General features: G+C 42.5%; 23 protein-coding genes and 2 tRNA genes. 13 read left to right on the forward strand and 12 right to left on the reverse strand.

Annotated features, from left to right (window positions below; all coding sequences use genetic code 11):
• Nucleotides 1-69 precede the first annotated feature (69 nt).
• Entirely contained in the window at nucleotides 70-1,161 is a 1,092-nt protein-coding gene (locus LVY74_RS10275; RefSeq protein ID WP_237814996.1) for an HPP family protein, read from the forward strand.
• A 46-nt stretch (nucleotides 1,162-1,207) separates the two neighbouring features.
• Here LVY74_RS10275 and LVY74_RS10280 read toward each other — a convergent pair whose 3' ends face one another.
• A complete protein-coding gene (locus tag LVY74_RS10280) occupies nucleotides 1,208-1,468 on the reverse strand; it encodes a PspC domain-containing protein (RefSeq protein WP_237814997.1) in 261 nt (86 codons plus the stop codon).
• A gap of 218 nt (nucleotides 1,469-1,686) precedes the next feature.
• Between LVY74_RS10280 and LVY74_RS10285 the strand changes: the two genes are divergently transcribed.
• Entirely contained in the window at nucleotides 1,687-2,322 is a 636-nt protein-coding gene (locus tag LVY74_RS10285; RefSeq protein ID WP_237814998.1) for a hypothetical protein, read from the forward strand.
• Nucleotides 2,323-2,413: 91 nt separating this feature from the next.
• On the opposite strand, the gene LVY74_RS10290 is transcribed toward LVY74_RS10285, so the two are convergent.
• The 4 genes from LVY74_RS10290 to LVY74_RS10305 form a co-directional block, all read right to left on the reverse strand.
• Nucleotides 2,414-2,489, reverse strand: a tRNA-Lys gene (locus LVY74_RS10290).
• Nucleotides 2,490-2,511: 22 nt separating this feature from the next.
• Nucleotides 2,512-2,587 (reverse strand) — tRNA-Lys (locus LVY74_RS10295).
• 120 nt (nucleotides 2,588-2,707) lie between these two features.
• On the reverse strand, nucleotides 2,708-4,546 hold the full coding sequence (locus LVY74_RS10300; RefSeq protein WP_442862793.1) for a long-chain-acyl-CoA synthetase: 1,839 nt from the start codon (nucleotides 4,544-4,546) through the stop codon (nucleotides 2,708-2,710).
• Between the two features lie 94 nt (nucleotides 4,547-4,640).
• Nucleotides 4,641-8,078 (reverse strand): Rne/Rng family ribonuclease, encoded by a 3,438-nt coding sequence (locus tag LVY74_RS10305; RefSeq protein ID WP_237815000.1) that lies wholly within the window; start codon nucleotides 8,076-8,078, stop codon nucleotides 4,641-4,643.
• 704 nt (nucleotides 8,079-8,782) lie between these two features.
• Here LVY74_RS10305 and LVY74_RS10310 point away from each other — a divergent pair.
• Nucleotides 8,783-9,715, forward strand: coding sequence for an RluA family pseudouridine synthase (locus LVY74_RS10310; RefSeq protein ID WP_151708619.1), 933 nt, complete (start codon nucleotides 8,783-8,785; stop codon nucleotides 9,713-9,715).
• A gap of 1 nt (nucleotide 9,716) precedes the next feature.
• On the forward strand, nucleotides 9,717-10,364 hold the full coding sequence (locus LVY74_RS10315; RefSeq protein ID WP_237815001.1) for an HAD-IA family hydrolase: 648 nt from the start codon (nucleotides 9,717-9,719) through the stop codon (nucleotides 10,362-10,364).
• Here the strand turns inward: LVY74_RS10315 and LVY74_RS10320 are convergent.
• Nucleotides 10,361-11,260, reverse strand: coding sequence for a LysR substrate-binding domain-containing protein (locus LVY74_RS10320; RefSeq protein ID WP_237815002.1), 900 nt, complete (start codon nucleotides 11,258-11,260; stop codon nucleotides 10,361-10,363). The two genes, LVY74_RS10315 and LVY74_RS10320, sit on opposite strands and share 4 nt — an antisense overlap.
• A 240-nt stretch (nucleotides 11,261-11,500) precedes the next feature.
• Here LVY74_RS10320 and LVY74_RS10325 point away from each other — a divergent pair, with 240 nt between their 5' ends.
• On the forward strand, nucleotides 11,501-12,547 hold the full coding sequence (locus LVY74_RS10325; protein ID WP_151708622.1) for an MBL fold metallo-hydrolase: 1,047 nt from the start codon (nucleotides 11,501-11,503) through the stop codon (nucleotides 12,545-12,547).
• Here the strand turns inward: LVY74_RS10325 and LVY74_RS10330 are convergent.
• Entirely contained in the window at nucleotides 12,536-12,949 is a 414-nt protein-coding gene (locus LVY74_RS10330; protein WP_237815003.1) for a DoxX-like family protein, read from the reverse strand. The genes LVY74_RS10325 and LVY74_RS10330 overlap by 12 nt on opposite strands.
• Nucleotides 12,939-13,382: a thiol-disulfide oxidoreductase DCC family protein gene (locus tag LVY74_RS10335; RefSeq protein ID WP_237815004.1), complete on the reverse strand. Its 444-nt coding sequence runs from the start codon at nucleotides 13,380-13,382 to the stop codon at nucleotides 12,939-12,941. Before LVY74_RS10335 ends, LVY74_RS10330 begins: the two co-directional genes overlap by 11 nt.
• A gap of 315 nt (nucleotides 13,383-13,697) precedes the next feature.
• Here LVY74_RS10335 and katG point away from each other — a divergent pair, with 315 nt between their 5' ends.
• Nucleotides 13,698-15,890, forward strand: a complete 2,193-nt coding sequence (katG, locus tag LVY74_RS10340) for a catalase/peroxidase HPI (protein ID WP_237815005.1) — start codon at nucleotides 13,698-13,700, stop codon at nucleotides 15,888-15,890.
• A gap of 174 nt (nucleotides 15,891-16,064) precedes the next feature.
• Nucleotides 16,065-16,280 (forward strand): DUF7230 family protein, encoded by a 216-nt coding sequence (locus tag LVY74_RS10345; protein WP_151708626.1) that lies wholly within the window; start codon nucleotides 16,065-16,067, stop codon nucleotides 16,278-16,280.
• Here LVY74_RS10345 and ptsP read toward each other — a convergent pair.
• The gene (ptsP, locus tag LVY74_RS10350) at nucleotides 16,239-18,533 is read right to left on the reverse strand and encodes a phosphoenolpyruvate--protein phosphotransferase (protein ID WP_237815006.1); all 2,295 of its coding nucleotides are present in this window, start codon (nucleotides 18,531-18,533) and stop codon (nucleotides 16,239-16,241) included. The two genes, LVY74_RS10345 and ptsP, sit on opposite strands and share 42 nt — an antisense overlap.
• Nucleotides 18,534-18,640: 107 nt before the next feature.
• The gene (locus LVY74_RS10355) at nucleotides 18,641-19,114 is read right to left on the reverse strand and encodes an RNA pyrophosphohydrolase (RefSeq protein WP_237815007.1); all 474 of its coding nucleotides are present in this window, start codon (nucleotides 19,112-19,114) and stop codon (nucleotides 18,641-18,643) included.
• Nucleotides 19,115-19,300: 186 nt separating this feature from the next.
• On the opposite strand from LVY74_RS10355, the gene LVY74_RS10360 reads away from it, so the two are divergent.
• The 4 genes from LVY74_RS10360 to LVY74_RS10375 all read left to right on the forward strand — a co-directional run bounded on the left by LVY74_RS10360 (nucleotide 19,301) and on the right by LVY74_RS10375 (nucleotide 23,124).
• Nucleotides 19,301-19,951, forward strand: a complete 651-nt coding sequence (locus LVY74_RS10360) for an HAD family hydrolase (protein WP_237815008.1) — start codon at nucleotides 19,301-19,303, stop codon at nucleotides 19,949-19,951.
• A 162-nt stretch (nucleotides 19,952-20,113) separates the two neighbouring features.
• A complete protein-coding gene (locus tag LVY74_RS10365) occupies nucleotides 20,114-21,547 on the forward strand; it encodes a DUF2252 domain-containing protein (RefSeq protein WP_237815009.1) in 1,434 nt (477 codons plus the stop codon).
• 29 nt (nucleotides 21,548-21,576) lie between these two features.
• A complete protein-coding gene (locus LVY74_RS10370; protein WP_237815010.1) occupies nucleotides 21,577-22,323 on the forward strand; it encodes a sporulation protein in 747 nt (248 codons plus the stop codon).
• A 96-nt stretch (nucleotides 22,324-22,419) separates the two neighbouring features.
• Entirely contained in the window at nucleotides 22,420-23,124 is a 705-nt protein-coding gene (locus tag LVY74_RS10375; RefSeq protein ID WP_237815011.1) for a hypothetical protein, read from the forward strand.
• Here LVY74_RS10375 and LVY74_RS10380 read toward each other — a convergent pair.
• On the reverse strand, nucleotides 23,121-23,987 hold the full coding sequence (locus tag LVY74_RS10380) for a LysR family transcriptional regulator (RefSeq protein ID WP_237815012.1): 867 nt from the start codon (nucleotides 23,985-23,987) through the stop codon (nucleotides 23,121-23,123). The genes LVY74_RS10375 and LVY74_RS10380 overlap by 4 nt on opposite strands.
• A gap of 205 nt (nucleotides 23,988-24,192) precedes the next feature.
• Nucleotides 24,193-24,432 (reverse strand): DUF2061 domain-containing protein, encoded by a 240-nt coding sequence (locus LVY74_RS10385; RefSeq protein WP_237815013.1) that lies wholly within the window; start codon nucleotides 24,430-24,432, stop codon nucleotides 24,193-24,195.
• Nucleotides 24,433-24,676: 244 nt separating this feature from the next.
• Between LVY74_RS10385 and leuC the strand changes: the two genes are divergently transcribed.
• Together leuC and leuD are read left to right on the forward strand one after the other, a co-directional pair.
• Nucleotides 24,677-26,095: a 3-isopropylmalate dehydratase large subunit gene (gene leuC, locus LVY74_RS10390; RefSeq protein WP_237815014.1), complete on the forward strand. Its 1,419-nt coding sequence runs from the start codon at nucleotides 24,677-24,679 to the stop codon at nucleotides 26,093-26,095.
• Between the two features lie 11 nt (nucleotides 26,096-26,106).
• Complete coding sequence (leuD, locus tag LVY74_RS10395; protein ID WP_111895217.1) at nucleotides 26,107-26,757, forward strand: 3-isopropylmalate dehydratase small subunit; 651 nt, start codon at nucleotides 26,107-26,109, stop codon at nucleotides 26,755-26,757.
• Nucleotides 26,758-26,786: the final 29 nt, after the last annotated feature.

Here is a 26,786-nt window from a genome sequence, read left to right on the forward strand (position 1 = left end):
ATAAAGTAAATGCATCTTTAAGATTCACACCGTATAATATTTTTCCATAGAGTAAAAAGAGCAGGGAAGATGCCGCTACGTATAGACATGTTAAAACCCAATTTTAAATTGCTGCCTGTCAGGGAGCGCGTGTTGTGTGCGCTTGGTGCCTTATTCGGACTCGCGATTTCATCCGCTTTTAGCTGGTGGGTGTTAGGTGGTTTTAATGCGTGGTACATTGCCCCAATGGGAGCATCTTCCGTCTTGTTATTTGCTGTCCCTTCTAGCCCTTTGGCACAGCCGTGGAATATTGTGGTCGGAAATACGCTTGCCGCATTCATTGGAGTTTTGTGTGCACAATATATTCCTGAAGTAACACTTGCATTTAGTATTGCCGTTGCACTGGCGATTTTTTTGATGATGAGCAGTGATTCCTTACATCCCCCGAGTGGAGCAGTTGCGATGACCGCAGTCTTGGGTGGAGCATCAGTGCATCAGTTGGGCTTTAAATTTATCGCTTATCCTGTTTTGTTAAATTCATTGTTACTTTTGGCTGTGGCAGTCATTTTTAATCGTGCGATTGGACGCAGTTACCCAAACACTGCACAGCTTAATCCGCGTAGCAAAGACCCGACACCAGAACAAAAAGTCAGTATTCAACCCCAAGACATTCAAGATGTTTTAGCGCATCAAACCGAGCTACTCGATATTAGCCAATATCAGCTTGAGGAAATTATTTTACAGGCACAGCGCAATGCTCAACAGCGCTCTCCACAGATTTACGCCTGCCGAGATATTATGAGTCGTGACTTAATCACCTTAAATGCTCAAGATGAAATTCAGCAGGCTGTTGCCAAATTCAAACAGGTCAATCTGATGAGCTTGCCTGTGATTGATGATGCAGGAAAATTATTGGGTACACTGGCACTCTATGAAGTCGTGGAATGGTTTCAGTCAGTTGCTGATCCACGCGCGCCACACCAAGATTTTGTCTATCAGATTATGCAGCGCCAAGTGGTTACGGTTCAGCCTGAACAACCGTTATACGACCTTATTCCTTATTTTGTGGAACGTTCATTTAATTATATTGCTGTAGTTGAGCAGCAACGCTTAGTTGGAATTATTAGTCGTGCCGATATGATTGCGGCGTTACAGCGACAATTGCTGATGCAACAGGCATAAAAAAACCACGACTTTCGGGGGAAAAGTCGTGGCGAAACTTTAAAACTTAGCGATAACGTTCTTCATTGATGGTGCGAATCGGGTGTTGATAGCGCATCGAAGGGTTAAAAATTCTTTTTTGCTTAGGAATGATGATCCATAAAATCAGATATACCAACATACCAGGAAATCCTGCGCTCATAATTGAAACAACAACAAAGAGGATACGCAAAAGATTGGCATTCCAGCCAAAACGCTCAGCAATGCCTCCCATTACCCCAGCAATCATCTGTTGGCGGCTTGAACGGTATAGTCCTGAACTGCTCATGCAAGGCTCCTGTTATATTTATAAGCATCACGATATTAACAAATAATGCGAACAAAGTCTTACTTTTTATATGGGACTTGAATGAAAAATTTCTAGGCTTAGCCTGCTGAAAAAGCGTTAATTTATGTAAATTTTTACTGTACAAAAAATAGTTTTGATTAAAATGCCTGACATAAAGATGTCATTCGGCATATTTTACTCTCCCAAAGGTTCTTATAATGCTCCCCCCATTACCTTATCTAAAAATGATGAGTTACTCAACTGTGCTTTGTGGATGTGCATTGCTCAGTGCTTGTAGTCCGACATCAGGTGACAATATGCCAAATGGCAGCGCCGCATCGGCAAGTTTAGCAGTGCATAGTCATACGAATGATGGTCAAAAATTGATGGATGTTGCAGGTAAAAGCACCATGCCTGCACAAAATCAGCAGCCTGAAGTTCATCATGTATTAACTCAACAAGAAAAACATATGGTTGGGCGTTATATTGTGACGATTTCCTGTATTGATCGGATTGCACGTTGTGAAACAGGGAAAAAGGGCTCAGTTGAGTACATTATCAACCTAATGGATGATGGCTCGGTATTTCGTTTGATTAAGAGCTTTGGAAAAATTTATGCAGATACGCGAATGGCGGAAGGTTATCAAGAAGACCATTGGGAAGTGGTGAGTGAACAGCAAAAGCAATATGTATTAGTCCATTTTAATACAGGTTTAAAATTTTATTATCTTATTGATGCTAAGGGAAATTTGATGATGGATAGCCAGCGGAATTTTGCTGTAAATCATCGTTTCTTTGAGCAAGGTCATCCTTATACATTAAATGACTACTATTTAGAACGCGCTCAGAACTAATTCAACGGACATGACATTGATCTGAAATGTCATTCTGATTTTTACACAGGCAAAAAAAATCCTCTCAAAAAGAGAGGATTTTTTAGAATCTTGGTGGGTCGTCCGCGACTCGAACGCGGGACCAACGGATTAAAAGTCCGCTGCTCTACCAACTGAGCTAACGACCCCTAACGGGTTCAATTTGATAAATGGTGGGTCGTCCGCGACTCGAACGCGGGACCAACGGATTAAAAGTCCGCTGCTCTACCAACTGAGCTAACGACCCATATCGTCTTGATGGTGCGTATTGTAGCAAGATCTTGGGCGATGGCAAGAGGATTTTGCAAGAAAATGAATTAACTGCTTACAAAATCCACAAATTAAGTGTTTTAAGTCGAAAAAATGACTAAAAACGATAGTGATACTGTTGAATGTTGGCAAAAATCTCAGCAGTAAGTGGGGTATAGGTCTGACTCTGGGGTAGGGTCACAACGATTGGCTCATGGCATTGCTCTAAATCAAAACCTTGATGCTTTAAGTTGTTTTTTGGGTATTTAAAGGTACTCGTCGTTTCAAGCTGTTGCTGAATTCTTAAAAACACAGGAACTGCATAAGCAGGCAGTGCTTGCTGTAGCTTTTTCCAAAGCTCGGCAAGATTAAGCTGTTCTAAGCTAAGACCTTGTGCCAGTGTGATACTGGCCATTCCTGCCCGTCCATTGGTTTGAGGAATCTCTACACCGTAGACCACAGCTTCAGCAATCTCAGTTTGCTGCATTAAGACATTTTCAACTTCTGCCGTTGAAACATTTTCACCTTTCCAGCGGAAGGTGTCACCTAAGCGGTCAATAAATTGTGCATGGCGAAAGCCTAAATTTCGGACTAAATCACCACTATTAAAATAGGCATCGCCTTGTTTAAAAACATCTTGCAAAAGGGCACTCTGATTTTTTGCAGCATCACTATACCCATCGAAAGGCGAACGTCGGGTAATCTTACCAATCAGTAATCCTACTTCACCTTTTTTGACCTTCTGGCAAAAGCCTTGATCATTGCGAATCGGTCGATTTTTCTCCTGATCATATTGCACAATGGCAAAAGGGGTCGGTGAAAGTCCGACGGTATTATCAAAATTGAGCAGATTGCTAAAACCAACATTGCCTTCACTTGAAGCGTACATTTCTAAAATTTCATCAATGGCAAAACGCTGTTTGAAATCATGCCAAATATTAGGACGCAGACCATTACCAATCATTTTACTGACTCGGTGCTGTTGGTCTTGTGATGATGCTGGAGCATCTAGCAGATAGCGACAGATTTCGCCGACATAACCCAAAGCCGATACATTAAATTTTTGGACATCTAACCAAAATTGACTGGTTGAATATTTACGTCGAGTTGCCAATGCTGCACCGCCAGCAATCACACCACACCAACACACCACAATACCTGTGGCGTGGTACATCGGTAATGGGGCATAGAGGACATCTTGTTCATTTAAATTAAGCATATGCCCATAAGTGCCGTAAGCCAGTGTCCAGCGCCCATGATTGAAAATCACCGCTTTAGGTAAGCCTGTTGTACCCGATGTGTAAATGTAAAATAGCCCATCTTTGGCATAAACATGCTTGGTTGTGGTGGTATTAAATTCGGGGAAGGAATCAATACATTGTGCTAAGTTTAAATAACCTTGTGGTGCTGTACCTTGTTCTTTACGTGTTTCAGTATCAGCAAACCAGTAACAACGTAGGGTTTCATCGAATTCATGCTGAATTGGTTGAATGACAGTATCGTATTCTGCCCCAACAATTAGGGCTTTTGGCTGAACCAGACGAATGCTATGACTCAGTACCTGACCTGATTGCGCTGTATTGAGTAAAGCTGCAATTGCTCCAATTTTAGCAAGAGCCAAAACACAGGCAAAAAATTCAGGACGATTGCTGAGCATGATGGCAATCACGTCACCTTTTTGCACACCTTGAGCTAGAAAGTAGTGTCCAATCTGGTTCGCCCACTGATTCAGTTCTTTATAACTCAGCTGCTGTTGTTCAAAAAATAAAGCAGGGCGTTCAGAATGATATTGGGCTGTTTTTTCAAAAGCTACCGCAAGTCCTGTCGGGGTTTTGCTGCTACGCAAATAAGCTTGTTTTAAGCCTGAGAGAATATGGGGTAATTTCGGTAAGACGGATGGAATTTTTTGGAGCAGATCGCTGAATTCGATGGTATCTGTAGAAGAAGCTTTCATCACGTACCTATACTAAACAAAGAGAGAAAAATAATCAGTTATTTGCCTTAAAACTAAAAACCGCTTCACGAAGGAAGCGGTTTTTGTTTACAGAGGATTATTCTGTAGGGGTGTTTGGTGTTGCTTTTTTCGGTGGACGTCCACGTGGGCGACGAGGTGGGCGCGCTGCTGTTTTATCTTTGGCGGCGGCCTTGCTGCTGTCTTCTGTTTTAGTTTCAACTTCGGCAGCAGTTTCTTCAACTACAGGCGAGCTGACCTTTTCAGTTTCAGTGATAGGCGTTGCAACTTCAGGACTTACAATCTCTGATGCTGTTTCAGTCACAGTCACCTCGACTTCAGTGCTTTCTGCAACTGGAGTCACTACGGCTTCAGGCTCTAGAGACGTTGCCTCTGAGCTTGTTTCAACGACTATTTCTGCAGTAATAGGAGCTGCTATTTCAGTTGTTGACTCCTCAACGACTGGACTAGTTTCTTCTACTGCGACCACGGTTTCCTCTGCTTGCTCCTGTAGGTGCTTGGCTTTCGCCTGTTCAGCAGCCTGTTTTGCTAAGCGACGACGTTCGCGAGGATCATTGGCAACACGTATTTGTGGTGCTTCTGGCGGGGTGAGGGCTAAAACTTCAGCAGGTTCAGCTTCGGCAGTGACTTTGCTTGGCAACTGTACATCACGCGTCACAGGCTTTTTCTCAGCTTCAACGTCAGCAGGCTGTTCAGCTACAGTACTGGCAGCATATTGCTCAGTGAATTTGATCAAAGCACGATTGAAGGTTTGTACCAAACCAAACTGCTCAATGAGTACGGTACAGTCTTCACCATAAATATGGCGAATGAGGCTACCCACATTGTACTGCCCTAATGTTGGAACTTGGCTCGGACTCAGTTTGACCACAGGTGTGGTTGATACTTTGGCTTCGCGTTGTTGGCGGCGGCGCATACGTGGGTCATTGCTTGCCCGTTTAACTTCAGATTGAACTGCTGGTTTATTTTCAGCTGTTTTTTCTTCAGCATTGCTCACCACTTTTTCTTCAACAGCAGCAATAGGCTGTTCAGCTGTTACTTCTGTTTTAACGACTTCAGGAGTTGTAGTCACTTGATCGACTACTTCTTCAGGAGCAGTGGCAACAGTGAGTGGACTGTTATGCAATGCAACAATTTCACGTGTTGCTTGCTCAACGTTCACGAGTAATGCTGTCGTCATTTCCTCTGAACGAGGTACATCAACAACATTGACTTTGACATCTGCTGGCTTAGCAGTGACAGCAGGAGTCGTGGTATTGTTCACGGCAACAGTTGGCTCTGTATTTAATACAGATGCATCGCGATGGCGATTTGGACGTTGTGGGCGCTGTTGATTGCGGTCACGACGTGCCACAGCAGGAGCTTCATTGGCATGATTTTGCTCAGTGAAATTAGGCTCTTGTTGTTGGCGTTTTTGTTGGCGTTTCAGTTCACGCATTTCTTGACGTGATAATTGCACAACTTCTTCGTGAACTTGAGCATTTTGATTTTGCTCAGGTTGTTGCTGTTCACGAGGTTCTTTGTGCTTATTACGCTGTTTTTTATTGTTGTTATTGTTGCGCTGTTGTTGAGACTTTTCATCTTTTTCGTGAGTTTCACGTTTTTCTGGCTTGCTTGGCGCAGCAACTGAAGATGGTGCAAGATAAGCATTATTATTGCTCACCGTTGCTGGAGTTTCAGGTGCAGGCGTTGCAATAGTGTTCTGTACTTGACCAAACTGACCACGGCTGACAGCGCCATTGTTCACCATCTGTTCAATCGCTGCAGCAGCATTGTTGGCAGAGCGTGATTGGTCACTTGTATGAGCCTGTTTTTGAACAAACAGATTTTCTAGCCATGCACATGGACTATTATTTTTCTGAGCAGGTGCAGCAACTTGCTGTGGTGCTTGTTCTACTGCAGCAGGAGGAGCATTGCGTTTTTGTTTTGCTTCAGGTGCTGTTGCGACTGGCGCAGTATGTTCATCTTCTAAATGCCATTCAGAAGACTGATAGCCAAGCTCTTTTTCACTTGAACGCGTTGCTTCTGTACGTTCGTAGCTAGTCGGTGCAAAACCTTCAGGGTTGTATTGAATTTCATAATGTGGTGTTTCCAAGTGCGGGTGAGGCAACACGGTAACACGGACATTTGAAGTTTGTTCAAGATAAACTAGACTGTGACGTTTTTCATTGAGCAAGAACGCTGCAATTTCAACTGGAACTTCAACTTGAACTTCACCATGACGTTCACGAAGCGCAATTTCTTCGATCTTACGCATGATAGAAAGAGAAAGAGAACGAAGGTCACGTACCATGCCTGTACCATGACAGCGTGGGCAGACATAACCTGTTGCTTCTTCTAGAGATGGACGTAAGCGCTGACGGCTCATTTCCATTAAACCAAAACGTGATAGCTGACCAAACTGGATACGCGCACGGTCACTTTGCGTTGCTTCGCGAAGTTTCGCTTCAACCACGCGCTGGTTACGGTCTTTAGTCATATCGATGAAGTCGATCACCACTAAACCACCGATATCACGCAAACGTAATTGACGTGCAATTTCTTCAGCAGCTTCAACGTTGGTGTTGAGCGCAGTTTCTTCAACATCGTGACCACGGGTTGATTTCGCTGAGTTGATGTCGATTGAAACCAAAGCTTCAGTTTGGTCAATGACAATCGAACCGCCAGATGGCAATTTCACTTCGCGTTCATAAGCGGTTTGAATTTGGCTTTCGATCCCAAAATGTGCAAACAGCGGTTCATTCAGTGTATAGGTTTTTAATTTGTCGAGTTGACGAGGCATCACTGCTTTAACAAAGTTATAGGCTTCGTTAAATGCTTGCTCGCTATCAATCAGGATTTCAGCAACGTCATCACGTAAGTAATCACGAATGGCACGAGTAACAACACCCGCTTCCTGATGAACTAACATTGGCGATGGGCCAGAATTTGCTGTGCTTTGAATTTGTGCCCAAAGGTCAAGCAAGTGTTGCAAGTCAAGTTGCAATTCTTCTTGGCTACGACCAATACCTGCGGTACGCACAATTACGCTCATACCACGAGGCACATTGAGCGATGCCAACATTTCTTTGAGTTCTTCACGCACAGAACCTGAAATTTGACGGCTGATACCGCCACCTTTCGGGTTATTTGGCATAAGCACCAAGTAACGACCTGCCAATGAAATATAGGTAGACAGCGCAGCACCCTTGTTACCACGTTCTTCTTTTTCAACTTGGACTAAAAGTTCAGTTCCTTCGCTGATCAGTTCGCGAATGTTACTGTTTTCACGTGGGTCACTGTTGAGATAGCTGCGTGCAATTTCACGCATAGATAAAAAGCCTTGACGCCCTGCGCCATACTCGACAAATACAGCTTCAAGTGATGGCTCTACACGGGTGACATGACCTTTATAGATATTTGATTTTTTTTGTTCACGGGTACGGTTTTCAAGGTCAAAATCGTACAGACGATGACCAGTGATGAGTGCAACACGAACTTCTTCGGCATGTGTTGCATTGATCAACATACGTTTCATGGGTGTAATACCTAATCGTTGAAGCACAACGACAAGTCTGTTGCGGAGTGATTTTCAAGATGCAGAATTGAAGAAATCGCGTAGCGTTTACGCGCACTCACGAAGACCAGCTGAAGTGCTGGTTTTTGATTCATGCATATGAAAATACAAAACCGCTTTAATCCTTAATCGACTAAAATCGCCTGAAGATTCACTGGCTCTCAGGAGGTGTATTGGATGTCAAACTTTCACTGTATGTGGCGGGTGTGTTGATAACACAGGGTATACGGAATGTTCGTCGTATCCGCGCATCGCATACAAATCCAATACATCGAACGCTGAAGCCTGAATGCGACATCAGGAGACTTGTCTGATGTGTTTCAGTTTACGTTTAATAACTAGCCTAAACTAGCGACATATTTTTTGGGGCAGGCTGTTTTACGTGCAAAAGTACAAATTAACGTAACAGCCTACAATTTTGCCGATATAATAAGCCTTCGGCGCGGCATATTCTTTTGGGACCTTTCCGAGTTGCAGCTGAGATCTACCGTTCATTATTTTGAAATGGTAGACAATTTTACTCACTTACGGCGGTATCCGTGCGCTGACTATATCAAACCTTGTGGCATCTGCCTATGGGCTAAGCTTAAGTTTATTGTGAAAAGAATAGCCTATTTGATCTTTTTTTAATCATATTCGAGTATTTTTAAGGTTTAATGAGTTGTATGAATACCAACCAAGAATGGCAAAGTGTGACATGGTTTGAAGTGACTGAACATCAAGCAGGACAGCGTGTCGATAATTTTCTGTTTACCCGTTTAAAAGGCGTACCCAAGAGCCGTATTTATCGTTTGATGCGAGAAGGTCAGGTTCGCGTGAATAAAAAACGCATAAAAGCCGAAACGCGTCTGGAAATTGGTGATCAGATTCGCGTCGCACCGATTCGCTATGAACAAAAGCAAGAGGGTGATGTACCTGTCAGTGACAGTGTTGCACAAGGTTTGTTGCAACGTGTGGTCTATGAAGATGAAGGCTTGTTAGTGGTGAATAAACCTTCAGGGATTGCAGTGCACGGCGGTAGTGGTGTGGCGTATGGTTTAATCGAAGCATTACGCACGGTTACAGGCAAAAAATATTTAGAACTGATCCACCGTATTGACCGTGATACGTCGGGTCTGGTGATGATCAGTAAAAAACGCAGCACCTTAAAGCATTTGCAAGATTTACTACGCGAACACAAAATTCAAAAAACTTATGCGGCGATTGTCAAAGGTCAGGTCAGTCTCGACAAGCAATTGATTGATGCGCCGTTGTTACGTTATGAATTGGCTAATGGTGAGCGTCGTGTGCGTGTGTCTAAAGAAGGCAAACCGAGCCAAACAGTGTGGAAAGTTGCCAAGCGTTTTAAACAAGCGACTTTAGTACATGCATCGCCTTTGTCGGGTCGTACCCATCAGATTCGTGTGCATGGGCAAAGTATCGGACATCCTTTAGTGGGTGATGATAAATATGGACATACCACGCCTTACACTGGTCCTGAAGCACGTCGCCTATGCTTACATGCCATGCGCTTAGAAATTCCAGATTATCCTGTGATTGAAGCTGAATTGCCTGAAGATATGCAGCAATTATTGAAAGAGTTGGAAAAAGGAGCTTAATGTGCAGACACAATTGGTCATTTTTGATTGGGATGGCACATTATTTAATTCTGTTGGGCAAATTGTAGCAAGTTTGAAATTTGCTGCGCAGCAACATCAGCAACCTTTAAGCGATGAAGATGCCAAAAGCATTATTGGGCTTGGTTTGCCAGAAGTCATGCAAACGCTATTTCCAGATGTTCCTGAATTGCATCAGGAAATTTTGGACAGCTACGCACAGCATTATGTTGCATCTTCCCAAGATGATCAGTGGTTTGATGGGGTTGGTGATATGCTGCAAGACCTCAAACGTCAGGGGGTGCAATTGGCTGTGGCGACAGGTAAAAGCCGTCGTGGTTTAGATCGTGTTTTGGCGAAAACCCAAAGTCAGGATTTATTTGTGATGACCCGCGCAGCAAGCGAAACCAAATCTAAACCCGATCCTTTAATGTTGCAGCAGATCTTAGATTTTACAGGGATTCCAGCCAATCAAGCGATTATGGTGGGCGATACCAGTTATGATCTTGAAATGGCACAGCGTATTGATATGCCACGGGTTGGCGTAAGTTATGGAGTACATCACGTTGATATTTTAAAACAATATCAACCGATGACGATTGCCAATAGTGTGACTGAGTTACACCATTGGTTGAATACTCAAGTGGCTTAAGCGTACTTCATCAGTTCAAAATGCTGGTGTAACAACTCCAGCAGTTTTTGCATTGGAAAGGATAAGTTATTTTTCCGATAGCTCACAAATAAATTGAGCGGTGGCAATTCATGTTCCAGTGGGCGAACTGCGATCTGATCTAGTTTAATAAATGGATCAAGATATTGCGGTAAAATTGAACAACTCATTTCTTGTTCAATCACCGCGATATTTTCGACCAAGTTATCACTTTTTTCCTGAATATGCGGTTGAATATGATGTTTCTCAAAAAACTCAGCAATCGCTTTATTCATAACACAATAAGAATTGGCTTTTGACATCACCAAGTCCACCCCATTGAGTGCTTGGAGTGGAATCGTTGCCAATTGAGCCAAAGGGTGCTGCTTGGCTAGGAACAAAGCCAAAGTATCTTGCAAGACCACAAAATTATCAATTTCATCGTCATCGAATGATTGACGTGAAAACACAATATCGAGATCACCCTTTTTAAGCGCACGGTAATGGTCTAAGCCATTTAAAATCTGTAAATCCACTTTGATATGTGGGTACAGCATACGCAAAGTAGGTAAAATTTTAGGAAAAACACGCACTTCTGCTGTAGTGATAAATCCGATTTTTAAAATTTGCTGTTTTGAGAGATGAACCTCTCGTGCCATGCGTACCGCTTTCTCAGCTTGAGCAATCGTCAGGCGTGCCTGCTCTAAAAAGACCGCACCTTCCTCAGTCAGTTCGACCTTGCGTTTGGTACGATTGAGCAGCCGAACCCCAATTTCATCTTCTAAGTCTTTGATTTGTTGACTTAACGAAGGTTGCGCAGTGTACAGTTTAAGTGCTGCTTTACTAAAATTAAGTTCTTCTGCAACCGTAATAAAATATCGAAGATGGCGTAGTTCCATTAACCGACCCAATTCTCAAGCATTTTTATCTATAAGCTAGCAGTATAATCGAAAGCAGGCGCTTTGAAATGCTGAAAACAATACAAAAATAAAAAGAAAAATCCTGTGAAACCCTGTATATGATGTAAATCAGCAGAAATTTTCAGCATTCATGCATACTTTTAGGTCGTGCAATATAACGTCTTTGAGTTAAGATCGGATCTGAAAGATACAGGTTAAGTTTTTATAATATTAAGCCTTATGGATAAAAAAACAGCATTGCACTATGAGCTGCCCACCAAAAATTGTTGGGCACATACCTTATTACAGCCGCGGTTGAATTTTGAATCCACGCAGTTTCAGGCGGGGCGTTTTCAGAATAATACGACTCGTCCAAATGGTCAGAAATTTAATTTGTTCAAATGGTTATTAACCCGACGTTCGTTTACGTGGAATGTTGATCGTGATCAGGAATTTCAGCAATTTACCTCGATTTCACGGGAACTGCCACAGACCCGTGCTGATGCAGATTTTAACCAGTGGAAAGTCTGGTTTGTGGGGCATGCCACCGTCTTGATTCAGATTGGGCCATATAACTTTTTGACAGACCCTGTCTGGGCTGAATTTGTCAGTCCGAAACAAGGTTCTGGGCCACGTCGGGTTTGTCCTGCTGGAATCGCCTTAGAGCATTTGCCACATATTCATGCCGTATTGTTGAGTCATAACCATTATGATCATATGGATTTGGCGACGCTGACATGGTTGCATAAAAAATTTAAAATGCCGATTTATACAGGTTTAGGAAATGCGTGGTATCTGCCTAAATCTTTTAAGGTGATTGAACTGGATTGGTGGCAATCAGTACAACTCGATGATTTTGAAATTATTTATACACCTGCACAACATGGCTCAGGGCGCGGCTTGCGTGACCAAGACAGTGCCTTATGGGGTGGTTTTTGTTTAAAACGCCAAAAGCAGTATTGTTTCTTTGCGGGTGATACGGGTTATGCGGGGCATTTTAAGGAGATCTATGCACGTTTTGGCGCACCGCGTATTGCGCTTTTGCCTATAGGTGCATATGCCCCACAACATGTTTTGCATTATATGCACATGAATCCACAAGATGCGTTAAAGGCACATACAGATTTGCAAGCACAGCGCTCTTTAGCGATTCATTATCGAACTTTCCAGTTGACCGATGAACAGCGTGATGAGCCTGAAGCTGTCCTTGAACACGCCATTAAACATTCATCTAAACTGATGAATCCATTTTATTGTATTCGTGAAGGGAAGCGTTTAACGGTGTAGTCGACTGATTTTTCTGTCTAAATGGGAAATTTGTAAGGCAACTACGGATAAAACTGACATGGCAATATTCATAATAACGGGGTTAAAAGCGCCAATCAGTTGTGAAGGTGCCAGAATGGCACTGAGCAACAGCAAGCCGATTAACCCTGTAATACTCAAGTAATGGACATAACGACTGCGCTGCCAAATCAGAAAAGCACACCCAAATAAAATTTCAGCACCCCCTGAAAGGCGCACAAAAACTGTGGCAAGATCCGCATTGAATCCTAAAAATTGCCAAACCTGAATGTCAAATGTAGACGGAAACACGAGTTTCGGTAATAAACCCTGATAGATCCAAAGAAATGCCAAAGTCATTTGAATCAAGCGCTGAGGATGTTCAGCCAAAAAATTAAGCTTCATGAATCGCATGTTCCAAAAAGTGCGAACGATTTTCTTGACTTGGCAATAAACAGGATGAAGTTGTACCAAATAATTGATAACGGTTGAGCGCGACTCGTCGATATAAAAAGTCTCTGATGGTGCTTGGGACAAGATAACCAATATTGGTCAGAGAAAAAGGAAATTTGAGTTGTTGCATCACTTTAAGAAATGCTGAGGACTCAACATAGCGTTGCCCATTGTAGACCACAAGCATGGTCGAGTAATCTTCGGTTGACATGCCATAATATTTTAAGATTGCCTCACCTAATGGTGATTGTACGGAGGCTAATTTAAATTTAGATTGACGATCATAACGAATCAGAAATTTTGCCCAGCCATTACAAAGTACGCAGATGGCATCGAATAAGATAATGTCATGTTGTTGGATGATTTTCTCAATGTCATATTGCATTTTTTTAGCCAACTTATTGTCGTTTTTTAATGCTTTAAATTTAGCAAAAATAATCTATAAAAACGAGTTTTGTTTTGAGTGTTTATTTCACAAAAAATACAGCATATTGTCCCTCTAAAAAAGTTGAACAGCAGAAAAATTGAAATTCTCAAGCAAAAAAAATCAGTATTTATATATGATTTTATTTATTTTTTTAAATAGAAGATTTCGATTGTTTTGATTAGTTAAATCCGCTTTAGCTTGTTCATAAAAACCGCTATTTTGATAGAGTAAAACCTAAAACACAAAATAGGTTATTGAATTTGGAGATTCAACATGGACAAGAAATCGCAAGCTTCGACAGGAAAATGTCCATTTGCACATGGTGCAAATACGTCTGCAGCCAGCTCAAATACAGATTGGTGGCCGAACGCACTCAATTTAGACATTTTGTCGCAGCACGATAAAAAAACAAATCCGATGGATGCGGACTTTGATTATGCAGCAGCATTTCAGCAACTTGATCTTGAAGCGGTCAAGCAAGATTTACGTGATTTGATTAATAGCAGTCAGGCATGGTGGCCATCCGATTATGGCAGTTACATTGGCATGTTTGTGCGAACTGCTTGGCACTTAGCAGGAACGTATCGTAAGCAAGATGGTCGTGGTGGAGCCAATACAGGCAATCAGCGTTTTGCACCACTCAATAGCTGGCCAGATAACGTCAATACCGATAAAGGTCGTCGCTTACTTTGGCCAATTAAGAAAAAATATGGCAATAAACTGTCTTGGGGAGATTTGATTGTTCTTGCAGGTACAGTGGCTTATGAAGTTGCAGGTTTAAAAACCTTTGGTTTTGCAGGTGGACGAGAAGATATTTGGCATCCTGAAAAAGATATTTATTGGGGGGAAGAACGTAAATGGCTCGATGCAACCAAAAACCGTTATGACAATGACCAAGATCGTAGTTCACTGGAAAATCCTCTGGCTGCGGTACAAATGGGTCTAGTTTATGTCAATCCAGAAGGGGTGGATGGTCAGCCTGATCCATTAAAAACGGCACAAGACATGCGTACCACCTTTGACCGTATGGCGATGAATGATGAAGAAACAGTTGCTTTAACTGCAGGTGGACATACGGTAGGCAAAGCGCATGGCAACGGTAAAGCTGAGCTGCTTGGCGCAGATACCGAAGCTGCTGATGTGGAATTTCAAGGTTTAGGTTGGCATAACCCAGAGGGCACAGGGAACGCTGGAAATACAATGGTGAGTGGTTTGGAAGGTGCGTGGACAACTCATCCAACCAAATGGGACAATGAATATTTCTATTTATTATTTAACTATGAATGGGAAGTCCGTAAAAGCCCAGCAGGCGCGCATCAGTGGGAACCTATTGACATTAAAGAAGAAGATAAACCTGTCGATGCACATAACCCGAATATTCGCCGTAATCCGATCATGACCGATGCCGATATGGCACTCAAAGTTGATCCTGAATATCGTAAAATTGCTGAACATTTCTATCAAAATCCTGCTGATTTTGCGGATGTCTTTGCGCGAGCATGGTTTAAGCTGACTCACCGTGATTTGGGGCCAAAGAGCCGTTATTTGGGTGCGGATGTACCTGCTGAAGATCTAATCTGGCAAGATCCTGTTCCAGCAGTCGACTACACATTAACTGAAGCAGAAATTGATGAACTGAAAGCCAAGTTGCTCAATAGTGGTCTAACCCGTACGGAACTGATTACCACTGCATGGGACAGTGCCCGAACTTATCGTAGTTCAGATTTTCGTGGAGGCGCAAACGGCGCACGTATTCGCCTTGCACCACAAAAAGATTGGATCGGCAATGAGCCAGAGCGTTTACAAAAAGTTTTAGCGAAACTCGAAGAGATTCAATCGGGATTGGTTAAAAAAGTCAGTATTGCCGATTTAATCGTATTGGGAGGGGCAGCAGCGATTCAGCAGGCAGCACAGGAGGCTGGTGTTGAGGTGGTTGTGCCATTCTTACAAGGGCGTGGTGATGCTACTCAAGCGCAAACCGATGAATATTCATTTGCTGATTTAGAGCCAAAGCATGATGGCTACCGCAATTGGATTAAACAGGATTATGCCGTACAACCTGAAGAAATGTTGTTAGATCGTACCCAGTTGATGGGCTTGACTGCACCTGAAATGACGGTCTTGATTGGTGGGATGCGTGTTCTAGATACCAACTATGGCGGTGCAAAAGAGGGGGTATTCACTGAGCGAGCAGGTGTATTGAGCAATGACTTTTTTGTCAATTTGACTGATATGAACAATACATGGCGACCTGTTGGCAAAAACCGTTATGAAATTCGTGACCGTGCAACAGGTGCAGTCAAATGGACTGCAACCCGTGTGGATTTGGTTTTTGGTTCAAATTCGATTTTGCGTTCTTATGCCGAAGTGTATGCACAGGATGATAACCAAGAGAAATTTGTACATGACTTTATTGCAGCATGGAATAAAGTGATGAATGCGGATCGCTTCGATGCTAAAAAATAAGTCTAACGCATGATTGAAAAAGCCAGTTTAAATGACTGGCTTTCTCTTTTTTTGATTATTCTGAATAATTTTTGTCATGAATCCATGCACATTAAATTTTTCAAAGTGTTTAATAAATGTGCTAAATTAGATCACTGTCTTCTATAGACAGTATTTTTAGAAAAGGTAAAGAAAATGGCGAAACGTCAAATGCAACCAGAGGTTGTGATTCATAATTTTGTAGCGAAACACATGCACGAAGCAAACAAAAGTCAAGTATTTGTGGATCGTAAGAAAAATGCAAAACGAGGTTATAGCAAACATAAAAAAGGGCGATACTCTATGGAAGATCGCCCTTTTTTGTGCTTGTTAAATCGAGATCAAGCGATTGGTTTTCACCATATCGGCTAGTCCATGTGTTCTAAAATAATGTTCTAGCCAGCTTTTGACCAGTAAAGGATTATTGAGCTGCAATACGTGATGAAGTAGCTCTTGAGCATCAGTCATGGGAACATGACAAATGGCTTTACGCACCCGCAAGATATTACTTGAACTCATCGACAGGGTATTGAAGCCCATTGCCATCAGCAGAATAGCAGACAACGGATCGCCCGCCATTTCTCCGCAAATACTAATCGGCTTCTCGTATTTATGGCACTCTTTCACCAAGCGACGCAAAGCACGTAAGATTGCAGGGTGAAAATGTGAATAAACACTGGAAACATGCGGGTTGTTACGGTCTACGGCTAATAAATATTGAATCAGGTCATTAGAACCCACTGAGAAAAAATCGACCAATGGTGCAAATTCATCAATTTGCAGCAAGACACTTGGTACTTCGACCATAATCCCGATTTTGGGTTTATTAATTTTGACTTGTTCTTCTTCCTGAACTGCGACCCAATCACGTTCGAGTAAATACAGCACTTCTTCGACTTCGCTGACACTGGTCACCATTGGCAGCAGAATATGTAGATTATTTAAACCAATACTGGCTTTCAGCATTGCACGGATTTGTGCCGAGAAAATCTCTGGGTGATCAAGGGTAAAGCGGAGTCCACGCCAACCCAATGCCGAGTTTTCTTCATCAATGCTGAAATAAGGGAGATCTTTGTCTGCACCAATATCGAGGGTACGCATGGTCACAGGTTTGTTGGCAAAGTGGCTGAGCTGTTGCCGATAGATTGCGCGTTGTTCTTCTTCGCCAGGAAAGCGGTCACGTAACATAAATGGGATTTCAGAACGATATAAGCCTACACCTTTTGCCCCGCGCTGTACGCCACGAACCACATCAATCATCAGACCCGTATTGACAAACAGACGAACAGGAACACCATCAGGTGTAATCGCGTCTTTGGTTTCGTATTGCTTGAGGTCTTTGGCAATTTGTTCTTCTTCTTTTTGAATCTCTTTATAACGTTGACGCAAGCGACGAGGAGGATTGACAAAAACCCGACCTTGATAGGCATCGACGATCATTTCGGCATCATCTAAGGCGCTGATAGGCAGTTCAGTCACGCCGACAACGGTAGGAATACCTAAGGCACGCGCAACAATCACCATATGTGAGTTAGCTGCACCTTCACTGGTCACAATGGCTGCAATTTTATCCATTGGCAGTTCAACTAGAGCAGCTGTACTAATTTCTTCACCGATTAGAATACTATCTGAGCTGAGTTCACGATGGCTTGAATCTGCTTCTTGCAAGGAAGCCAAAATACGCCGTGCTAAATCTTTAAGATCAGACACCCGTTCACGGAGGTAGTCATCTTCCATTTGGGCAAAGAGCGCGATGTGTTTATCCATCACTTTTTTGACTGCACCTTGCGCCCAGTGACCTTCACGAATCAGTTCTTTAATTTCGGCAGGTAAGGCATTTTCATCAAGCATGCGTAAGAAAACGCTAAACAATGCGCGTTCTTCGGACATTAGCGAGTCTTGCATTTTTTCATCAAGCGATTGAATTTCCTGGCGAACATTGGATACAGCATGATCAAGTAGCTTGAGTTCGTCGGGGATATTTTCAGCTTCACGCTCAGGTACAGCCGATAAATCTGCCGCAGGATACAAAATAATGGCACGCCCTAAAGCGACGCCACCTGCACCTGAAACACCCTGAAAGGTTTTATAGTTTGAAATATTGCTTGGCTTACGGAAAACATCAATGTTTCCAACCGCATGCGCATGGGCAATGACACCTGAAAGCTGCGCACATAAAGTCACCAAAAAGGATTCAGCTGCTTCACTGAAATCTTGGGATTCACTGTTTTGAACAACCAAGACCCCCATCACCTTACGGCGATACATGACAGGGACGCCGAGAAATGAGTTGTATAACTCTTCACCTGTTTCTGGGAAGTAAGCATAACGCTCATGTTGTGCAGCATTGTCGAGATTGACGATTTCTTCGCGTTGCCCAACTAGACCAACCAAGCCTTCACCCAGTTGCAAGGAAACATTGCCAACCGCTTCAGGATTGAGTCCTTTGCTGGCCATGAGTACATAGCGCTGGTTACGTTCATCGAGTAAATAGATCGAACAGACATCGACATCCATCGCAATCGAAACCTGATTGACCATGATGTCTAATGATTCATGCAAGCTCACAGCTGCATTGACTTCTTGGACAATGCGGCGGAGGGTGTCTAATTGCATGTTCGACATAACTACGTACTCCCAAAACAATTTATATAATAAGTAATTATGACTTTACTTATAACAGCAGCCTGCCAGAAAAGCATTCACTAAAAAACTCTTTTTTAGTCTGTTTTTTAGTGTGGCAATAGACTGCATAATTCGGTCATGGCTTTTCGGTAAACATCTCTTTTAAAGTTAATAACTTGTCCAAGTGGATACCAATAACTGACCCATTGCCACTGATCAAATTCAGGTGGATCAGCAAGATTCAACTGAATATTTTGGGCTGATGCAGTCAGCTTCAATAAAAACCATTTTTGTTTTTGTCCGATACAGACAGGATCACTACCTGAGCGGATATATCGGTGTGGCAAACGGTAACGCAACCAACCTTTGGTTTGCGCAATAATCTGGACGTGTTCTGGCAATAAGCCAACTTCTTCTCTTAGCTCACGGTATAATGCCTGTTCAGGAGTTTCTCCAATTTGGATTCCTCCTTGCGGAAACTGCCATGCATTGTGACCAATGCGTTTTGCCCATAACACTTGTCCATGTTCGTTTGCCAAAATGATCCCGACATTGGGTCGGAAACCTTCGGAGTCGATCATTTGGCTACCTAAATTTGTTCGATCTTATTGTCTTTATTTTGGGGATGGCAAAATTTGTGCATCCAACACAAAAAAAGACCTCAGAATATTGTTAAAAATTGCTATGATCTTAACGAATTTCTTTGCATTAGCGGCAACTGATTTACATTTTTTTGCTTTAATTTTTCAGTTTTAACGAGAATTTCCATGAAATTGGCTTTATTTGATCTTGATCACACCCTGTTAAATACCGATTCAGACCACTCTTGGGGTGAATTTTTAGTGAATGAAGGCTTGGTTGATCCCGTGCATCATCGCCAAATGAATGATAAGTTCTATGAAGACTATAAGGCAGGAATGCTTGATCCGATTGCCTATAATGAGTTTGTATTTGAGTTTTTAACTCAACATTCAAATCAATATTTAACTGATTTACATCAATTATTTATGCAAAAAATCATTCGTCCGCAAATGCGCCAAAAAGGTTTCCATGCCATTCAAAAGCATAAAGACTTAGGACATGCGATTGTTGGGATTACTGCGACCAGTGACTTTATTACTGCGCCTATTTTTCGCGAGTTTGGAATTACTGAAATTATCGCCACCAATGCAGAAGTTAAAGATGGTTATTACACAGGTAAAGTGGCGGGTACACCTTGTTATCAGCAAGGTAAGCTGGTGCGTTTAGAACAGTGGTTGGCAGGTCGTGAAGTTGATGAGTCTTGGGCATATTCAGATTCTATCAATGATCGTTTTTTGCTTGAATATGCAACCCATGCAATTGCGGTGAATCCTGATGACCGTTTAGAACAACTTGCCAAAGAGCAGGGGTGGAAAATCCAAGACTGGTCGATTTAATGACTTCATGCTGATTTATTTTCTGCTGTATTGAACGAGATTTCAATATGCTCAGCGAGACATATCAAGCACGTGCAGATTATGTCGATTTATTTTTAAAAATCTTCACGCAGCCTCTAAATTTATTGCTATAACAACTCAGCAATAAATTTAGAGGCTGCTATGAAACAACAAAAAATTGCATTGCCAAATCAACTTTGGACGTCAGACAGTATTGATCTTACCTCGCACCGTTATCAGGGTAAATTATTGAAAAAAGCCGATGGTTTGGCTTTGGGGAAAGCACAGCGTAAAACCCATCCACGGCAAAACCTTGCGGATTTATCTCAGCGTCCCAAAAATACCAATGCATTGACGATTTATGATTGGAGTAATCAAGGGCGACTCGAACACCTCAAGCCAATTCGGGCAAAACGTATGAGTGTTTCGGCATTTACTTTTTATCGGGGAATGCCTGCATTGATGCTGTTTGATCAGGCTTGGGAGCCGCAGCATTCAGGTTTGTTTCAGCAAATTTGTGGTGACTGTCATTTGAGTAATTTTGGCGGTTTTGCCAGTCCTGAACGTAATTTACTATTTGGGATTAATGATTTTGATGAAACATTGGTTGCACCGTTTGAATGGGATCTTAAGCGGTTAGCGACCAGTTTTGTGATTGCAGCTCAAGATATTGGACTCAGTGAGCGAGCAGGTTTAAAAGCCGTAAAAATTATGCTCAACAGCTACCGTACACATCTCACTGAGCATACGAAATTGTCACCTTTACAGGTGTGGTATGAAAAAGTGGATGCGAGCACCCTGCTGAAAAGTACCGAATGTCAAAAATTACGTAAAAAACGTGCTAAACATTTGGATCGTGCAGAAAAACGCACGACACACTCCTTATTGCCTAAGTTAACTGAACAAGACCCTGAAACAGGATTTCGTCATTTTATTGATGAACCACCTTTGTTGTGGCACCCCCAAGCGGATGAACCCTTTGCCAAAGATGCGGATGAATTCTTTAAATATTATCGAGATTCATTGAAATATGATCGCCGTATTTTATTTGACCGTTATCAATTAACCGATGTTGCCATGAAAGTGGTTGGCGTTGGAAGTGTGGGAACGCGCTCAGCTATTGCGCTTTTTGAGGATGCAGACCGTGAACCTCTAATTTTACAAATGAAAGAAGCCTGTCCCTCTATTTTAAGCCCACTCTTTCTTGAGCGAGTCGCACATGAAGGTGAACGTGTTGTGCATGGGCAACAGTTAATGCAAGCCGCAAGCGATATTTTCTTGGGATTTTCTCGAATTGAACAGCAGTTTCATGTGCGTCAGTTACGCGATATGAAGATTTCAGTCGATTTACAGGATATGGATGAAGCCTATTTTCATGAATATGCAGAAAGTTGTGGTTTTGCTTTGGCTCATGCCCATGCCAAAGCAGGCAATGCTGATGTAGTGATGGGATATTTGGGTGAAGGTGATGGCATAGTTGAGACTTTACAGCGTTATGCGATGGCATCTTCTGAACGTAATTTTGAAGATTATCAACTGTTTATGAATGAAATTTCGGATGGAAAAATCGCTGTCGCGGGCGATGATGTGTTGTAAGTTTTTATTTTAAAAATTAGAGAGAAATGATGTTTAAGAAAATTTTGTCAGGACTGGGGATGCAAGGCGTGAGTGTGGAAACACGTTTGCATAACCCAAAACTTTATGCAGGTGAAACCTTGCATGGAGAAATTCGCTTTCAAGGTGGATCTTCCGATAAGGAAATTAATCGTCTGAATTTACAGTTGATGACGCTGGCTGAAGTCGAGTCAGGTGATCATGAAAGCAATCAGGCTTTGATTTTACAAGACTGGTTGGTCAATTCTCGTTTTATTTTACCTGCCAATCAAAGTCATTGTATTCCTTTTAGTCTGGCTTTGCCCCTCGAAACCCCGATTACCGAAGTTGCTTGTCGTCAGAACGCCACGCGTGTCTGGATACAGACGTATATGGATGTAGATTGGGGATTGGATGCAACAGATCGCGACTACTTAAATATTTTACCAACACCCACCATGCAGGTATTTTTACAGGCAATGCAGTATTGTGGTTTTGTGTTGGCAACTGTAGATGTGGAAAAAGGGCAAATCACAGCGCCTGCTTTTCGCTCAACGTTGGGCTGTTATCAGGAATTGGAGTTTGTTTCTGTACATCATTTTAGCGGGTTCAATGAAGTTGAAGTGTCTTTTGTCACACAAGCCGCCTGTACCCATATCATGCTTGAAATTGATCGAAAATTTCGCTCAGATCAGTTATTGACGCTGACCTTACCAAATCAGGGTCTAGTTGTTGAACAAGTGGCTCAACAGATTCGGCAAATTTTAGGCTTAGGGTAGAGGAATTGTCATCTATTTGACATCTTGCTCTTTTAAATTTGAAGCATGAGTAAAATAAAAATAAATCAGGAAGAATACGCTTCCACCATGTTTCAAATGTTTCTTAGTCTTCACCGTTATGCTGCAAAGCGGTGGCCTCGTTGGTTATTCTTTACCGCCTTTATCTTCATTAGTTGGGGATGGTGGAAAACTCCATTCTTTGTGATTTGGTGGCTACCTGTGGTTGTAGTCACAGTTGTGGTGTTTTATGGTGATTGGGCAGACCGTAAACGCAATCAACAATTACAGCAGTTGAATGAACTCAAGATTGATCGGGTAGTTTGGCAACAGTTTGAGCAGTGTTACCCTCAAGTGAGTTTTAAGCAGCACCGTCTGATTGAGCAGGGATTTAAGGATTATTGGGCACTGCATATTCTGCGTAAACAGGCATATGCCATGCCATCACATGCAGTGGATGCGTTATGGCATATCTTCTTGGAATATCCTGAATTGTATCGCCAGTTTTGTCTGCAAAGTTTGGGGCGTGTTGTCCAACATCAGCCTTACACTGCCCATACCTCACCTCAAGAGCAGCAGCAACAGTTATATGCTGCATGGCAATATAGCTGTCGTTTGCATGGGCTAAATCCTCAACATGCCACTCATCTACCGCGTTTATTTGCGATAGATCAGTTGCTGCAATGGCCACAGGGGCAGACCTTTGTTTTAGAGCAAATTCAACAGGATTATGCCCAGTATCTCAAGTCACAATCCTCATCCTCAAGCTGTAGCAGTGGTTGTAGTAGTTGTGGTGGTGATTAATGTTGTGTCTGCATCATTTGAATTAAGCTTTGCATAGCACGCGACTGGGTGCGGGCAGGATGCCAGACCAAACCCAGTTGGCGCTGCATTTTAATTTCGAGTGGTAGTCTTTTCAGGTCTTGATTAACGAGTGTTAAGGGTAGCACTGACCAGCCCAAACCAATCGAAACCAACATGCGAATCGATTCTAGAGGGTTGTTACTCATACTGACTTTGGGTTTTAAGCCTTGTTTTTCAAACTCTGCCAGCGTGATTTGACTGGTATAAGTTTTCGCAGCAGGCAACAAACTTGGATAGCTCATCAGATCTTCTAAGCTAAGCTGAGTTTTGGCAGCAAGCGGATGAAATGGTGCAGCCACAAACACCAAAGGGTCATTCCAGATCGATTGATACTTTAAGCGTTCATCCAGTTGCGGTGGTAAGGTTAAAAAAGCCAATTCCAAATCACCCGCCAAAACCTGTTCATGGGCTTGCTCTGAATCAACAAAATGTACATCTAAAGTGACATCGGGATAATGCTGAACATATTGTTTGAGATGATGCGGCAAGTGGTGCAAACCAATATGATGACTGGTACCAATTTTTAAACGACCTTGTACACTCGTATGTTGATGGCTGAGGGTGTGATGCATTTCACCTAGTTCATTTAGCCATGTTTTGACTTTGGGCAGAAGTTCATGAGCGATATGTGTGGGTTGAATCCCGCGACCTGCTGACTCAAACAGGGTAACGCCAAAATATTCTTCTAAACAGTGGATACGTTTTGTGACCGCAGGTTGGGTAATAAACAGTTGATCGGCGGCAAGCGAAATCGAGCCTGTTTCCATGACTTTAATAAAAGCTTCAAAAGCGGCTAAATTCATGTTTATTATCCATAAACTATTTTTATAGTTTTCTATTATTTAAGAATCATGTGGATTAAGCAAAATAAAATAAACCTTTTTACATATGCGTCTTGAATTTTCTGCCTAATCCCAGAATCTTTGGTTATTGCGCAGATGAATAAGCTTCAAGCTCTCTAAAAAAGCCACTGAAAAGTGGCTTTATCAGCAAGAGAAATGGGGTGAGTTATGAGGACATGATTTTTTCTTTTTGATTGAGATTATGCTTTTCCCAAAAGCGTTCGTGAATAAAGTAAGCAAATGCTTGAACAGTCGGTTCAAGTAAACTCAGGGTCATCGCTATCCAAAAGTTACCTGTTACAAAATATCCCACCAACATGGCAACCGTAATATGCATGACATAGTAGCTTAGGGTTTTTTTGAACATTCGCTGATGGGTAATCACAAAGTGTTGAATGTGTGCCATATCGAGATTCCTCTGCTCGATGCTGATCTTGAATAGAGATTAACGCTGACTTTTAAATTTGTAAAAACGAATATTTTTGTTATTTTGATTGGTAAAGTAGATGCCTATGGAGGGATGAATTTCATAATTTAATTCATTCCAAAAAGTTTATTGATTTATAAAAATGATAAATTAGATTTATGCGAAACACCGCTTATAATGAAAATAGAAGATTTAATTACCCAGTCCAATGGAGCGCGTCGACATGGCAGGCAAGACATTATATGACAAGTTGTGGGATGACCATTTGGTGAAGCAACGTGATGATGGTTCGAGTTTAATTTACATCGACCGTCACCTGTTGCATGAAGTGACTTCACCGCAAGCATTTGAAGGTTTACAACTTGCAGGTCGTCAGCCGTGGCGTTTAAGTGCCAACATTGCAACGCCTGACCATAACGTTCCAACATCGAAAAAAGAACGTGAGCAGGGCGTTGCTGGAATTGAAGATGATACGTCACGTATTCAAGTCCAAACTTTAGATGACAACTGTAAAACCTTTAACATTGTTGAGTTTGATATCAATGATGTACGTCAAGGTATTGCACATGTGGTTGGGCCAGAGCAAGGTTTAACTTTGCCAGGCATGACTGTGGTGTGTGGTGATTCACATACAGCGACGCATGGTGCATTTGGCTGTTTGGCACACGGTATCGGCACTTCAGAAGTTGAACATGTATTGGCAACCCAATGCTTGGTTCAAAAGAAAATGAAGAACATGTTGGTTCGTGTCGATGGTACATTGGGCAAAGGCGTGACCTCTAAAGACGTGGTTTTGGCGATTATCGGTAAAATCGGGACAGCCGGTGGTACAGGCCACGCGATTGAGTTCGGTGGTCAAGTCTTCCGTGACATGTCGATGGAAGGTCGTATGACGGTGTGTAACATGGCAATCGAAGCAGGCGCACGCGTTGGCTTGGTGGCTGTGGATGACAAAACTATTGAGTATGTGAAAGACCGTCCATATGCACCAAAAGGTGAAGATTGGGACAAAGCGGTTGCTTACTGGAATACTTTACATTCTGATGATGCTGCTGAATTTGACACGGTTGTAGTGTTAAACGGCGAAGAGATTGAACCACAAGTCTCTTGGGGGACATCTCCAGAAATGGTGATTGCAGTATCACAAGCGGTTCCAACGTTGGAACAGGCAAAAGATGACGTACAGCGTAAAGACTGGACTCGTGCTTACCAGTACATGGGTTTAACGGCAGGTCAGGCTTTGGCAGACATTCAGTTGGATCGCGTATTTATCGGTTCATGTACCAACTCACGTATTGAAGATATTCGTGCTGCGGCTGAAGTGGTGAAAGGTCATAAAGTAGCAACAAGCATTAAACAAGCCATGATTGTTCCGGGTTCTGGTTTGGTGAAACAGCAAGCTGAAGCAGAAGGTTTGGACAAAATTTTCATTGAAGCTGGGTTTGAATGGCGCGAGCCGGGTTGTTCAATGTGCTTGGCGATGAATGCTGACAAGTTACAACCAGGTGAGCACTGTGCATCAACCTCAAACCGTAACTTTGAAGGCCGTCAGGGCAATGGTGGGCGTACCCATTTGGTCAGCCCAGCAATGGCAGCAGCAGCGGCAATTGCAGGTCATTTCGTTGATGTTCGTACATTCTAAGGGAGTCGCAGATGAAAGCGTATACAGTTGAACAGGGTATCGTTGCACCTTTAGACCGTGCCAATGTCGATACCGACTTGATTATTCCAAAACAGTTTTTGAAATCGATTAAACGCACAGGCTTTGGCGACAACTTGTTTGATGAGCTTCGTTATTTGGATGAAGGTTATTTGGGACAAGACATTAGCAAACGTCCGAAAAACCCTGACTTCATGTTAAACCAAGCGCGTTATCAGGGTGCTTCGGTGCTGATTGCACGTAGCAACTTTGGTTGTGGTTCAAGCCGTGAACATGCACCTTGGGCGCTTGAAGAGTATGGTTTCCGTACCGTGATTGCCCCAAGTTTCGCAGACATTTTCTTCAATAACAGTTTTAAAAATGGCATGTTACCTGTCATTTTATCAGAAGAAATTGTTGATCAACTTTTCAAGGAATGTGCAGCGACTGAAGGCTATCAGTTAACGATTGATTTGGCTGCGCAAGAAGTGCGTACACCATCGGGTCAAGCATTTGCATTTGAAGTTGATCCATTCCGTAAACACTGCTTGTTAAATGGTTTGGATGATATTGGTTTGACTTTACAAGATGCGGATTTAATCCGTGAATATGAAGCCAAAACCAAACAAGCACGCCCTTGGGTTTTCCAAGAATTACAGGGCTAAGTTGTTGCACTATAAACATGGCGCGAAAG

Source organism: Acinetobacter sp. ME22 (genome assembly GCF_022012315.1).
In the GTDB taxonomy this organism is placed as follows: Bacteria; Pseudomonadota; Gammaproteobacteria; order Pseudomonadales; family Moraxellaceae; genus Acinetobacter; species Acinetobacter brisouii_A.